Genomic DNA, 12,915 nt, shown 5'->3' on the forward strand with positions numbered 1-12,915 from the left:
CAAAACTGAAAGAGGCGAATCGGGCTGGCCCGATTCGCCTCTTTGGAATCTCGCGCGCGCCGGGCCTTAAACGTCGCTCGCCCCCTCGATGAGCTTCGCCAAACAAGCCGATAACTGCTCGGGTTGCACGGGCTTCGTCAAATAGGCATCAGGCTTGATGGACTCATCGCCGTTACGCTCCGCCCCGCTCAAAAGCACGATGGGCACGCGCGCCAAATGCGGGTGGCGCCGTAAAAAGCGACAAAGCTCGTAACCGTTCAATTGCGGCATGATGGCATCCGTGATGACGAGATCGAATTTGGTCGAAAGCGCCAACTTCATCGCTTCCAAACCATCCGCCGCGGCGACGACGCTGAACCCAGCGCGCTGCAGAAGGATCTCCATGTACCGCCGCACGGCGCGATCATCTTCAACCAGAAGGATCGTCCTGCTCATCCTTCGATCAGACACCAGTTCTGTTTCGACTTTTGCATCCATTAATTCGACCCTCTGTGCCCTTCCTCCGAAGGATAGACGGGCGCGACAATCTCAAGCAAATTTCGTACCTCTGGACCGATCCACCCGATCTGTGGGCGAAGGCCTTCGCGAGATCTCCGATCTTCGCCTTATGATCTTCGCTGACAACGAATTGCGCCCCCTCGCTTCGGTTCGGCATCCGGCGCTTTAGTCGGGCTCAATCCAGGCCCACTCTACAAAAATCTGTCAAATCGAATGCCACATGCCGTCATTTTGACAGCACGGCGATCCATTCTGCGAGCAAGAAGCGCTCGCGCGGCGGCTCATGCTATACTTTGCAGATCGCCAGATGTACGAATTTGCCGTCACGCCAGCCACATTGAAGATACGTCGCCGCGGCGCGGAGATCGCCGAGGTCGTCCCCGGAAGCCTGGGCGCAGAGCTGGAACTCGAAGCGGGCGACCGCATCATCCGCATCAACGGGCGCAAGGTGCGCGACTACCTGGACTTCAACTTCTACACGGCAGGGGAGACGCAGCTTACGCTCGAGGTCATCAAGCGTAACGGTGAACATTGGGAGCTCATCGTCGAGCGCGATGAAGATGAGGAGTGGGGTTTGACTTTCGAGCAGATCGTCCCGCGCCAGTGCGCCAACGAATGCATCTTCTGTTTTTGCAAAGGCAACCCGCCGGATGCGCGACCGGCGCTTTTTATCCGCGATGAAGATGTGCGCCTTTCCTTCCTTTACGGCAATTACACGACGCTCACTTCGATCACCGAAGAGGAGATGGAGCGCGTCATCGAACAGCACCTTTCGCCGCAATATGTTTCGATTCATGCGACAGATCTGGACGTCCGCGCCTATCTGCTCGGCATAGATCGCCGCCGTGCTGATATCACCGCCAAGCTCCGCCGGTTGATGGATGCCGGCATCGAGATACACGCACAAGTGGTCCTGTGTCCAACGATCAATGACGGGCCGGTGCTGATCCGTACAATCGAAGACTTGGCCGCGCACTACCCGCGCATACGCAGCGTCGCCATCGTGCCGCTCGGTTTGACGCGCTACAATCGCGATCCGCGTCTGGTCCCTGTCACCGCAGAGTTTTGCCGTCGCGTGATAGCGGAGGTGACGCCGATCCAGCGCCGTCTGCGGAAGAGGCTGGGGACGACTTTCGCTTTTCTCGGCGACGAGATCTATTTGCGCGCCGGGCATCCGATCCCGAGCCGCAGACACTATGGCGATTATCCGCAGATCGAAGACGGGGTCGGCATGGTTCGCACCTTCTACGAAAACTTCAATTCGCTTTGGCGAAGATTGCAACGGCGTCCACCCGCTCATCCCGAGAAGTTGAACGGCACACTCTTGACGGGAAAACTCTTCGCCCCCATCTTGCGCGAGCGCATTGAACGCCTCAATCAACGCTTCGGCACGCGCTTGCACGTCCTAGGTGTTGAGAATCGCTACTTCGGGCCGGAGATCGTCGTCACCGGATTGATCACCGGTTCCGATATCCTCGCCATGCGCCAACAGATCGCTGGCGATTTCGTCGCCATCCCGCGCGTCGTCTTTCGCGGCGATGAAGATATCATGCTCGATGGGATGAGACTGCCTGAACTTCAAGCCGAGTTCGAGATCCCCTTGCATCCCACCGAAGATCTACACGCCTTGCTCTCGAAGGCTCGCGATTCGAACTAAATCGAGCTCTCCGAAATTTCGGATGGAAAATCCGAAATTTCGGAGGATCGTTCGCCTCTTCGCTTTCCGATCGGATCGAAAAATTCAGCTCTTACTTCGATTTCGCCTCGGCAACCGCCAGCGGCATAGAGGTTGCATTAGCGAAATTGATGGAGCCCTCAACCCAAGTTGGGGCTTAAATTTCAGCATCAGGTTGTAAGGAGGAGGCATGTATAGAGGTCCATCGACCTTCGTTGGGTTCTTCTTTCTCATTTTCGCTCTAGCTTCGCTCTCTCTGAGTCAATCGAGCACGGGGCGATTGGTTGGGACCGTCTCTGGCCCCGATGGCGTCATTGCGGGCGCAACGGTTACCATCACCGATAATCAAACGGGACGCGAGCGAACGGTCGTCACGAACGCCGAAGGCGTCTTCATCTTCCCTCAGCTCGAGGTCGGAACATATACGCTGAAGGTGACGGCCCAAGGATTTAAGACCTTCACCGCGACCGATCTTAAGATAGACATCGCGCGCGAATATTCGCTCAACGTCACGCTCGAAGTCGGTGGCGTGCAAGAGAGCGTCACCGTAGTTGCAGGGGCGGATATTTTGAACGCGACGTCAGGCGAGTTGAGCAACACGGTAAGCCCACGCCAAGTGGTCGAACTGCCGCTCAATGGCCGCAATCCATTGCAATTGATTCAGCTCCAACCCGGGGTGGCCTCGAACGGGGCGACCAACACGACGATCAACGGGCAGCGCAGCTCATTCACCAATATCACGCGCGACGGACTCAACGTCCAGGACAATTTCATCCGTGCGAATGCGACCGATTTCGTCCCCGACCGTCCGAACGTTGACGATACCGGGGAGTTCACCGTGATCACACAGAACGCTGGAGCCGATGCGGGCTATGGAGCCTCTCAAGTGCAACTGGTGACCCCGCGCGGCGGAAGCGAATTTCACGGCGCAGGTTTCATCTACAATCGCAACTCCAAGTTCGCCGCCAACAACTTCTTCAACAATCTGGCCGGAACGCCGCGCCCGTTCCTCAACCGCAATCAGTTCGGCGGCAAGCTCGGCGGTCCGCTCTACCTGCCGCGCTTCGGCGAAGGCGGACCGGCCCTTTACAAGGGGAAGACCTTCTTCTTCAGCTCATACGAGGGTTTCCGCTTACGCCAATCGGCAACCGTCACGCGCACGATCCTGCTGCCGCAAGCGCGACAGGGCATCTTCACCTATCGCGATAACTCCGGCGTCGTGCGCTCGGTCAACATCCTTCAACTTGCCGGTCTATCCGGAATCGATCCCTTCGTCCAAAGCCGGATCCTGTCTAAACTTCCTACCGTCGGCAATCGGACCGACATCGGCGATCAGCTGAACACGACCGGGCTTGGTTTTACGCAGAAACAGGACCAGAATCGCGAAGCCTTCACCCTCCGCATCGACGAAGAACTCAGCACGCACCACTCGATCAGCGGCGTTTATGAATACCGCAAAGAGTTCCTGCTACGTCCCGACGTTGATAACTCGGGCAACGCTGGCTTCGGCAACATCCCAGCATCTTTCCAAGACAACCATCACCACTCGCTCGTCTTAGCCTACCAGTACACGGGGTCTCGCTTCACCAATGAAGTTCGCGGCGGCGTCAGCGACGACAAGCCGCGCTTCGATAACACGCGCGTCCCATCGGACTTCTTCATCGCCATGCCAACACCGGCAGGCAGCACCGTGACTCTCATCAGCAATCCAGAGGTCAACTTCCAGACGCAGGGGCGCAACGTCCGTTACTACAACCTGCAGGACAACGCGATCTATGTCCTCGGAGGACATTCGTTGAGGTTCGGTGGACAATTGCAAGTCTTTCGCATCAACCCATACGGTCCACCGGCTTTCTCCAATTCGACGATTCCGACATACGTCCTCGGGACCAATAACAACACGCCGACTTTGAACGCCAGCCAATTCCCCGGCGGTATCAGCGCGACCCAGTTGAATAACGCCAACGCCCTTCTGGCGCTGCTCGGCGGCATAGTGGGGAGCGCTAACTTGACCTTCAACGCGACGAGCAAGAATTCGGGCTACGTGCCGGGGGCGCTCCCGAGCCGTAACCTGAACTTCGAACACTACTCCTTCTATGTTTCGGATCAATGGCGTCCGTTTCCGCAGCTGACGCTGAACTACGGATTGCGTTATGAACTCTACACGCCAATACGGGAGCCGAACGGGCTAGCGCTCGAACCCGTGATTCAACAAGGCAAGGATGTAATCTCCACCATCCTAGATCCGAACGGCATCTACGACTTCGTCGGACATAATGCAGGTGGGGACAACAAGTTCTTCAAAGCCGATCGCAACAACTTCGCGCCTGTGATCAGCGTCGCCTACGCGCCACAGTTCAAGAACCGTCTCTTCACGGCCCTCTTCTCCAATAACGGGCGGACGGTGATCCGTGGCGGTTTCCGCATGAGCTATGTCTTTCCGCATGAGCTATGTCAATGATGAGTTCGTTCGCGCTGCTGATAATGCTCTCTCGAGCAATCAAGGTTTGACGCAGCAGGTGACCTTGAGCAACATCAACGCGCGGTTCTCAGCATTGCCCACCTTTTCAACTCCGACCTTCCAAGTGCCGCGCACCTACGCGCAGAACAATTTGCTTGCTGGGCGTTTCGGCACCGTTTTCGCCATCGATCCCAATCTGCAAGCGCCACGGTGGACCGAATATAGCGTTGGCATCCAGCGTGAGATCGGGTTTCAAACGGCGATCGAGATCCGTTATGTCGGTGGGCGCAGCGACAATCTGGTGCGCGGGCGTGACCTCAATCAGGTCGATATCTTCAGCAACGGATTCGTCCAAGACTTCATACGGGCGCGGAACAATCTGTTGTTGACGGGGAATCCGGCCTGCACACCGGCGCAGAATCCGGGATGCCAGACGCTGACTGTCTTCCCGCAACTGGCAAGCGGAGGGTTGCTTAGCAACGCCACTATACAATCGCAATTGCGCAATGGGACGCCAGCCGATTTGGCCGTCATTTACATCCAAAACGGATTGACGGGCAACGTCAAATTCCTCCCGAATCCCAACACCGGTGTAGCGGATCTACTGGACAACAGCGGTCGGGCGCGTTACAACTCTTTGCAAGTTGAGGTCAGGCGGCGCTTTGCGAAGGGCTTTTTCTTCCAAGCCAACTACACCTTCCAGAAAACGCTGACCGATGCGCCCGGTGTCGGACAGACGCGATTCGATCCGCTGCTCGATAACAATCAGCCGCAACTCGAGTATTCGCGCGCCGATTACGATCAGACCCACGTGTTCAACTTCAACACGATCTACGAACTGCCGATCGGCAAAGGGCGTCGCTTCCTGAACCAAGGCGGGGTGGCGAACCTTCTGCTGGGCGGTTGGCAACTGGGAACGATCATCCGCGCGGGCACTGGTGCGCCGGTGACGATCACCGATCCGCGCGGGACCTTGAACCGCGTGGGGCGCTCAGGACGCCAAACGGCCGTCTCCTCGCTAACCAAGGACCAGATTAAAAGCCTGATCGGCGTCCGGCGCACACCCTGCGGCATCTTCTACATAGACCCATCGGTGATCAACATCAATCAGGCCAATCTGCAAGCCGGGTTGTGCTCGCAACTTGGCAGCGGGCGCGGAGCAGAAGGGTTCGGGACGACTCCTTTCTCAGGCCAAGTCTTCTTTAACGCCGCCCCCGGGCAAACTGGGAATTTGGAGCGCGCGTTCATCAACGGACCGTTCATCTTCACGTGGGATGCTTCGCTGCTGAAGAACATCCCGATCACCGAGCGAGTTCGCTTCCAGATCCGAGTCGAAGCGTTCAATGTGCTGAATCGCGCGAACTTCTTCGTCCCGCAATTCCCGACCGGAGGGAACAGCTCTGGATTCAACATCAACAGCACGAACTTCGGGCGCATCACTTCAACGGTGACCGACCCGCGCATCATTCAACTTGTCGGAAGGATCGAGTTTTAACCAAAGCCCAGAGTTCAAGCCGGTACCGTGACAGCAGCGGTACCGGCTTGAACTTACAGCCGCCCTCGGAGGAAAGCCTCGATGAGAGGACTATCTGTCAGATTCACCCTCACGTTTTTGGCCGTCATCTCCTCTGGCTTCTTCCACCTCAGCACAGCTCAAACTTCCAACCCTAAGCTGGAGGAGATCATCACCAAACATCTCGCCACGATCGGCGCTGAAGAGACTCGCCGCTCGGTCTCCACCCGATTGATCACCGGGATCGTCATCGCCACTTTTCGCTCCCCGCAACTTGGCAGGATCGCCGGCAACGCCGCCCTGGCTTCAGAGGGGGAGAAGAACATCATCGGCATGTCGTTCGATAGAGCCGAATACCCTATCGATAAGTTCGGATATGACGGCAGCGAAGTGACGACAAGTTACATCCGCCCCGGCGTAAGGTCAACGCTGGCCGATTTCCTCAAAACTCACGAAACGATAATCGAGCAAGGGCTTCTCGGGGGCACGCTATCGACAGCGTGGCCATTGTTCGATGAAAACAAGCGAGGAGCTAAACTGGAGTACGGCGGCATCAAGCGGATCGGAGAGCGGGAAGCTTACGAGATCCGCTACTCTCCCCGCAAAGGGGCCGATTTGAAGATCCGAATCTACCTCGATCGCACGACCTTTCAGCACATACGCACCTTGTACGAACGGACCATCCCGCCGCCGATGGGCATAGCTCCGGATCTATCAGCGAGTCAAAGGGAGACCAGATATAGAATGATCGAGGATTTCTCCGATTTCAGGAAAGAGGGCGGATTGATGCTGCCCCACACCTACAAACTCCAGTTAGAGTTAGAGACGCGAAACGGAACCTACCTCGCCGAATGGGAGATGAGGCTCTCCAACTTCGCCTTCAACCAAAAACTGCACCCTCGGATCTTCAAGGCCAACTGACAAATCCGATCGCAGTTGTTACGGCATCGGTGAAACCGATCTTCTCGCAGTTAGACGCTTCGTCAGGCGTTGCTTTTTCAGCGCTCACTCTGCTTCACTATTCACAGTTCGGGGAAACTTATGAGCATCGCTGAATGGGTCGCGCTCCTTTCGCTCTTTTTCGTCACGAGCGTCGTCGGCGTCGTCACCGGCAGCAACTCGCTCATCACCGTGCCGGTCATGTTCCAGTTCGGCATCGAGCCGCGCGTCGCTGTTGCGACGAACATGTTCGGGCTTACTTTCATGAGCGTCGGCGGCGCCTTGCCATTCGTTGGCAAGAACGCCATTGACCGGAAGCGCTTGCCTAAGCTTGTCGCCTTGACGCTCGCCGGTTCGACGCTCGGCGCGCTTCTCATCCTCATCATCCCATCGCGCACGCTCCCGCTCATCGTTTCGCTTTCGATGCTCGGCGTGGCGCTCTTTTCGACGCTCAAAAAGGGGGCCGGCGTGCGCCGCGGCGAACCGTCACGCCGTGAGACTTTCACCGCGTATCTCTTGACTTTCGCGCTCGGCGTCTACGGCGGCTTCTTCAGCGGCGGTTACGTTACGATGCTCACCGCCGTTTATGTCGCTTTTTTCGGCATGACCTTCATCGAAGCCGTTTCGATCACCAAAGTCATCAACATCTTCTCTTCCCTGATCGCCACGCTCATCTTCATGTGGCGCGATCTGATCGATTACAAGCTCGGCGTCGCGCTCGCCTTCGTCATGTTCGCGGGCGCGTTCGTCGGCGGGCGCCTCGCGCTTCGCATGAACAATCTCCTCCTCCGGCGCATCTTCCTGACGACGGTCGTCGCACTCGCGCTCAAGATCCTGCTCTACGATTTCCTTTGGAAAAACGCGCTACATGCGCCCTGATCGGCTTACCGGCGATTCATCAATTCGCTCCGATCGTTTATCATTGCTCCGATCGGAACAAGATATGGACCGCATCGTCGAATGTGTGCCCAATTTCAGCGAAGGGCGAAGGCGCGACCGCATCGAAAGGATCGTCGCCGCCATCGAATCGGTGCCAGAGGTCGCCGTGCTCGATGTGCATGCGGATGCCGATCACAATCGCTCCGTCGTCACCTTCATCGCTTCGCCTGAAAGAGTCGTCGAAGCCGCGGTGCGCGCCGTCGCTTGCGCCAAAGAACTGATCGATCTCAGGCAGCACACGGGACTTCATCCGCGCATCGGAGCCGCCGACGTCGTCCCATTCGTCCCCCTGCGCAACGTGAGCATGGAAGAATGCGTCGAATTGGCGCATGAGGCGGGCGAACGCATCTGGAACGAACTGAACATCCCCGTCTACTTTTACGAACGGGCGGCGCTGCGCCCGGATCGCGTCAACCTCGAAGACGTTCGCCGCGGCGGATTCGAACGGCTACGTGAAGCTGTACAGAAAGATGCCGCGCGCGCGCCGGACATCGGCGAAGCGCGATTGCATGAAACGGCTGGCGCTTGCATCGTCGGCGCGCGCCCGCTCCTGATCGCTTTCAACGTATATCTCAGGACCGAAGATGCCGAGATCGCCAGACGGATCGCCCGCGCCGTGCGCGGGCGCGATGGCGGATTGCGCTTCTTGAAAGCTTTGGGTTTCAAACTCGATGGGCGCGGCATGGCGCAAGTTTCGATGAACTTGACGGATTATGAGCGGACGACGCTCCACCACGCCTTTGAAGCCGTGCGGCGCGAGGCGGCGCGTTACGGTGTAACCGTCGCCAGCAGCGAGATCGTCGGGCTCGTTCCACAAACGGCCTTCGATTTGGCCGTCTCCTACTGGTTGCAGTTGGAGAACGATCCCGCGCACGTCACGCTCGAACGGCGCATCGCCGCGGCGCTCGAGCGGCGTGAACGCGCGCCACTTCACGCGCTCTTCGCAATAGAGCTCGCGCGTCTGATCGATTCCTACCAGAAACGCCCGGCTGCCGATCAGACCCGGGAGTCGTGCGCCGAACTGGAGATGCTGCGTCAACAGTTGGAATGGGCCGCCCGCGCGTTGATGCAACAGGACGAGCGGGCGGCAGAAGGCGACGAGGCGGCGATGACGAACGCGATCAGTCTCGCGCTCGAAGTGATGAGCGGCACCGCAGAAACGCTCGCCGTTTTGGAGACCCTCGCGGAAGACGTCGAAATGGGCCACGATGAGGCGGAAGATTGGAAGACCGATCTCGCCCGCAGCGCGCAGCTTGCGCGAGCGCTCGTCGAGCATTTACGCTTCTTCGTTCGCTTGCGCGCTGGCCGCATTCTCGATGAAGAGTTCCGCGCCGAGCACCGCGCGCGCGCCGATGATCTGGTCGAACGCGCGCGCGAGAGCGTCGAACGGATCGAAAACGCTTTGCTCGAATGAGGTTGATCGCACCGATGAAGAATGGACTCATGGATATCGAAGAACAACTCGCATACTTACGCAAAGGCACAGTTGAGATCATCCGCGAAGATGAGCTTCGCGCGAAACTTCAAAGATCAGCGCAAACCGGCAAACGACTGCGCGTCAAACTGGGAGCGGATCCGACCGCGCCCGACATACATCTCGGGCATACGGTCGTGATTCGCAAGCTGCGCGCGTTTCAAGAATTGGGCCACACGGCGATCTTCCTGATCGGCGATTTCACGGGGATGATCGGCGATCCTTCGGGCAAATCCGTCACACGCCCGCAATTGACGCGCGAAGAGATCGAGGCCAACGCCGAAACCTACAAAGCGCAGATCTTCAAGCTCCTCGATCCTGAACGGACCGTCATCGAATTCAACTCGCGCTGGATGGAACGGATGACGACGGCAGATTTCATCCGCCTAGCTTCGCACGTCACGGTCAAACAGATCCTCGAACGCGACGATTTTCAGAAACGGCTTGCCGAAGAACGCCCTATCGCGCTTCACGAATTGCTCTATCCGCTCGTCCAAGCCTACGACTCGGTCGCGCTCGAGGCCGACGTCGAACTCGGCGGGACGGACCAGAAGTTCAATCTTTTGATGGGGCGCGAAGTGCAACGCGCTTACGGTCAAGAGCCGCAGATCGCCATCATCATGCCGCTTCTCGAAGGCACCGACGGCGTGCAGAAGATGTCGAAGAGTCTAGGCAACTACATCGGCATCAACGAACCGCCGCAGGAGATCTTCGGCAAAGTGATGTCCATCTCCGATGAACTGATGTGGCGCTACTATGAGCTCTGCACCGATTTACGCCCCGATGAGATCGAGGCGATGCGAGCTAAGGCCGAGCGCGGCGAAATCAATCCGCGCGATGCGAAGGCGGAGCTCGCACGGCGCATCGTCGCCGATTTTCACGGTCTGGAGGCCGCGCGTCGAGCGGAAGAGGAGTTCAATCGTATCTTCCGTCGTCACGAAGCGCCTTCCGAAGTGCCCGAACTCGCCTTGACGGGCGGGCGGTGGAAAGTCGCGCGGCTTCTGGTCGAAACGGGACTCGCGCCCTCCATGGGCGAAGCGCGCCGTCTGATGGAACAAGGCGGCGTGCGCATAGAAGGCGAGCGCATCACGCGCACCGATGCCGAGATCGAGCTCGAAGCAGAACGCCCCTTGCTCGTTCAAGTCGGCAAACGCCGTTTCCTGCGCGTGCGCGGCGCAGGATGATTAGGGGATGGGCGCGAGGAAGAGGGGAGCTATTCGGTCGCCGCCGATATACGCTCGCGCGCGCCGATGATCTCCACGATCCGATTCTCTTGGTCCACCAGTACCACCTTCGGCTCCCAGTCGGGCGGCACCGGATCGGGCACCTGCGCATAAGCCATGATGATGACGAGATCGCCGACCGAAAAATGATGCGCGGCGGCACCATTCAACTGCACGATGCCGCTCCCGCGCTCGCCAGCCAACGTGTAGGTCTCGATCCGCTTGCCGTTATCCAAATTCACCACCTGCACCCGTTCGAATGGCAAAATCCCCGCCGCATCAAGCAGATCTTGGTCCACCGTGATCGAACCGACGTAGTTGAGGTCGGCGCCCGTTACGCGCGCGCGATGAATCTTGCCATGAATCATCGTCCGCATCATTCGTCCCATCGATCCTCGACGCTCACCCAGCATTTCGACGATTCCGATTTTAACTGATCGCAAGCGAATTAGCGAAAAGCCTATGGCCCCATTCAGCACGGCGCGCCGTTTGTGCGTATAATCTTTCGGCTATGCGCTTCTTCAAATTTCACGGATATGGCAATGACTACCTGATCCTAGAGGAAGGATCGCTTCGCCCCGCAACCGATCTCAACGAACTGGCGCGTCGCCTTTGCGATCGGCACTATGGCGCGGGAGCTGACGGAGTCGCCATTATCGGTCCAGCCGAGAGCGCCGACGCCGATTTCAGAGCGCGCATCTTCAACCCAGACGGGAGCGAAGCCGCGATGTCAGGAAACGGCACGCGCTGCGCGGCGGCTTATCTCCACTACACCGGATCGTGGACGAACGATGAACTGCGCTTGCACACGCGCTCCGGCATCAAACTCTATCGCTTGCGCGGGCGCTACGGCGCACGTCGATTCCGCTTCGAGGCTGAGATCGGGCGCCCCGCGCTTGAAAGCGCGAGTATCCCGATGCGAACGGATGAACCGCTCGACGCCGTTTTGAACTATCCGCTCGAAGTTAATGGCGAGATCGTCACGATCACCGCGTTGCAGATGTGTAACCCGAACTGCTGCGTCTTCGTCGAAGATTTCGACCGATTCGATTGGCGAAAGCTCGGCAGCCTGATCGAACGCCATCCGCGTTTCCCCGAAAGGACGAACGTCGAATTCATCCGCGTGCGCGACCGCGATCACATCGTCGTGCGAGTTTGGGAGCGCGGCGCTGGCGAAACGATGGCCTCCGGCACGGGCGCTTGCGCGGCAGCCGTCGCGGCCTATCTTAACGGCTGCGTGAACCGTCGCGTGACGGTCGAGATGCCGGGCGGCGCGCTCGAAGTCGAATGGCGCGAAGATGGCGAAGTGATCTTGACGGGAACGGCGGAAGCGGTCTACCGCGGCGAATGGTTGGGAGAAGAAGGCTAACGGCACACAGCACACCACAAACCTATGAAACGAGAGATCAGAGATCGCTTGATCATCGCCCTCGACGTCGAAACGATCGAGAGAGCGCTTTTGCTGGTCGAGCAACTTCGCTCTTCGGTTGGCATGTTTAAGATCGGCTCACAACTCTTCACCGCCGCTGGGCCAGAAGCGGTGCGCGAAGTCAGTCGAATGGGAGTGCCCATCTTTCTCGATCTGAAGTTCCACGACATCCCCAACACGGTCGCAAGCGCCGCGGCAGAAGCGGCTAAACTCGGCGTCTCGATCTTCAACGTCCACGCGCTCGGCGGCAGCGAAATGATGCGCCGTGCGCTCGAAGCCGCGCAGATGGCGGCAGAGCGCGGAGGCATCGCGCGCCCGCGCGTCATCGCCGTCACGGCCTTGACCAGCGCCGATCAAAAGACCCTCAACGAACTCGGGATCGCGGAATCGCCCACTGCGTTCGCCGTGCGTCTGGCCAAGCTCGCGGCGGAAGTCGGTCTCGACGGCGTCGTCGCCTCGCCGCACGAGATCCGTCCAGTGCGCGACGCCGTTGAACGCGCCTCCTTCCTCATCGTTACGCCCGGCGTGCGCCCTCGATGGACGGCCCATCATGACCAAAAGCGCGTCATGACGCCAGCAGAAGCGCTCAACGCCGGCGCGGATTATATCGTGATCGGACGCGCCGTGCTCGATGCGCCCGATCCGGCGCGCGCCGTCGAGTCGATCATTGAGGAGATAGAGGATTCATAACAGCTGTCCGATCTTCGCGAGCGCGAAGGCGTCAAGTCAATCATGGAGGGAGTAGAAGATTCATGATCGCAAGC

11 protein-coding genes are annotated in these 12,915 nt (G+C 58.6%); 9 read left to right on the forward strand and 2 right to left on the reverse strand.

Annotation, left to right across the window (positions count from 1 at the left end):
* Positions 1-66 precede the first annotated feature (66 nt).
* A complete protein-coding gene (locus PYK22_RS03240; protein ID WP_041974549.1) occupies positions 67-435 on the reverse strand; it encodes a response regulator in 369 nt (122 codons plus the stop codon).
* Positions 436-805: 370 nt separating this feature from the next.
* Between PYK22_RS03240 and PYK22_RS03245 the strand changes: the two genes are divergently transcribed.
* The 7 genes from PYK22_RS03245 (at position 806) to tyrS (ending at position 10,683) form a co-directional block, all read left to right on the forward strand.
* Positions 806-2,155, forward strand: a complete 1,350-nt coding sequence (locus PYK22_RS03245) for a DUF512 domain-containing protein (protein WP_060635285.1) — start codon at positions 806-808, stop codon at positions 2,153-2,155.
* A 208-nt stretch (positions 2,156-2,363) separates the two neighbouring features.
* Positions 2,364-4,634 (forward strand): outer membrane beta-barrel protein, encoded by a 2,271-nt coding sequence (locus PYK22_RS03250; RefSeq protein WP_041974216.1) that lies wholly within the window; start codon positions 2,364-2,366, stop codon positions 4,632-4,634.
* Positions 4,618-6,129, forward strand: coding sequence for an outer membrane beta-barrel protein (locus tag PYK22_RS03255; protein WP_041974218.1), 1,512 nt, complete (start codon positions 4,618-4,620; stop codon positions 6,127-6,129). The genes PYK22_RS03250 and PYK22_RS03255 overlap by 17 nt, the downstream gene beginning before the upstream one ends.
* Before the next feature lie 81 nt (positions 6,130-6,210).
* Positions 6,211-7,068 (forward strand): hypothetical protein, encoded by an 858-nt coding sequence (locus PYK22_RS03260; RefSeq protein WP_157770636.1) that lies wholly within the window; start codon positions 6,211-6,213, stop codon positions 7,066-7,068.
* Positions 7,069-7,188: 120 nt separating this feature from the next.
* The gene (locus PYK22_RS03265) at positions 7,189-7,965 is read left to right on the forward strand and encodes a sulfite exporter TauE/SafE family protein (protein ID WP_041974222.1); all 777 of its coding nucleotides are present in this window, start codon (positions 7,189-7,191) and stop codon (positions 7,963-7,965) included.
* Between the two features lie 64 nt (positions 7,966-8,029).
* Complete coding sequence (ftcD, locus tag PYK22_RS17145) at positions 8,030-9,439, forward strand: glutamate formimidoyltransferase (protein ID WP_083437564.1); 1,410 nt, start codon at positions 8,030-8,032, stop codon at positions 9,437-9,439.
* Between the two features lie 29 nt (positions 9,440-9,468).
* A complete protein-coding gene (gene tyrS, locus PYK22_RS03275) occupies positions 9,469-10,683 on the forward strand; it encodes a tyrosine--tRNA ligase (RefSeq protein WP_041974556.1) in 1,215 nt (404 codons plus the stop codon).
* 29 nt (positions 10,684-10,712) lie between these two features.
* Here the strand turns inward: tyrS and panD are convergent, their stop codons facing one another.
* A complete protein-coding gene (panD, locus tag PYK22_RS03280) occupies positions 10,713-11,111 on the reverse strand; it encodes an aspartate 1-decarboxylase (RefSeq protein ID WP_083437565.1) in 399 nt (132 codons plus the stop codon).
* A 122-nt stretch (positions 11,112-11,233) separates the two neighbouring features.
* On the opposite strand from panD, the gene dapF reads away from it, so the two are divergent.
* Together dapF and pyrF are read left to right on the forward strand one after the other, a co-directional pair.
* On the forward strand, positions 11,234-12,091 hold the full coding sequence (gene dapF / locus PYK22_RS03285; RefSeq protein WP_041974227.1) for a diaminopimelate epimerase: 858 nt from the start codon (positions 11,234-11,236) through the stop codon (positions 12,089-12,091).
* Between the two features lie 24 nt (positions 12,092-12,115).
* A complete protein-coding gene (gene pyrF / locus PYK22_RS03290; RefSeq protein ID WP_041974229.1) occupies positions 12,116-12,841 on the forward strand; it encodes an orotidine-5'-phosphate decarboxylase in 726 nt (241 codons plus the stop codon).
* The last annotated feature ends 74 nt before the right edge of the window (positions 12,842-12,915 follow it).

The sequence above is a fragment of the Pyrinomonas methylaliphatogenes genome (genome assembly GCF_000820845.2).
In the GTDB taxonomy this organism is placed as follows: domain Bacteria; phylum Acidobacteriota; class Blastocatellia; order Pyrinomonadales; family Pyrinomonadaceae; genus Pyrinomonas; species Pyrinomonas methylaliphatogenes.

Excerpts from the sequence above, each read along its gene's own strand:
- PYK22_RS03240 (WP_041974549.1), bottom strand. The coding sequence starts at position 435 with ATGAGCAGGACGATCCTTCTGGTTGAAGATGATCGCGCCGTGCGGCGG.
- PYK22_RS03245 (WP_060635285.1), top strand. The coding sequence starts at position 806 with ATGTACGAATTTGCCGTCACGCCAGCCACATTGAAGATACGTCGCCGC.
- PYK22_RS03250 (WP_041974216.1), top strand. The coding sequence starts at position 2,364 with ATGTATAGAGGTCCATCGACCTTCGTTGGGTTCTTCTTTCTCATTTTC.
- PYK22_RS03255 (WP_041974218.1), top strand. The coding sequence starts at position 4,618 with ATGAGCTATGTCAATGATGAGTTCGTTCGCGCTGCTGATAATGCTCTC.
- PYK22_RS03260 (WP_157770636.1), top strand. The coding sequence starts at position 6,211 with ATGAGAGGACTATCTGTCAGATTCACCCTCACGTTTTTGGCCGTCATC.
- PYK22_RS03265 (WP_041974222.1), top strand. The coding sequence starts at position 7,189 with ATGAGCATCGCTGAATGGGTCGCGCTCCTTTCGCTCTTTTTCGTCACG.
- ftcD (WP_083437564.1), top strand. The coding sequence starts at position 8,030 with ATGGACCGCATCGTCGAATGTGTGCCCAATTTCAGCGAAGGGCGAAGG.
- tyrS (WP_041974556.1), top strand. The coding sequence starts at position 9,469 with ATGGATATCGAAGAACAACTCGCATACTTACGCAAAGGCACAGTTGAG.
- panD (WP_083437565.1), bottom strand. The coding sequence starts at position 11,111 with ATGGGACGAATGATGCGGACGATGATTCATGGCAAGATTCATCGCGCG.
- dapF (WP_041974227.1), top strand. The coding sequence starts at position 11,234 with ATGCGCTTCTTCAAATTTCACGGATATGGCAATGACTACCTGATCCTA.
- pyrF (WP_041974229.1), top strand. The coding sequence starts at position 12,116 with ATGAAACGAGAGATCAGAGATCGCTTGATCATCGCCCTCGACGTCGAA.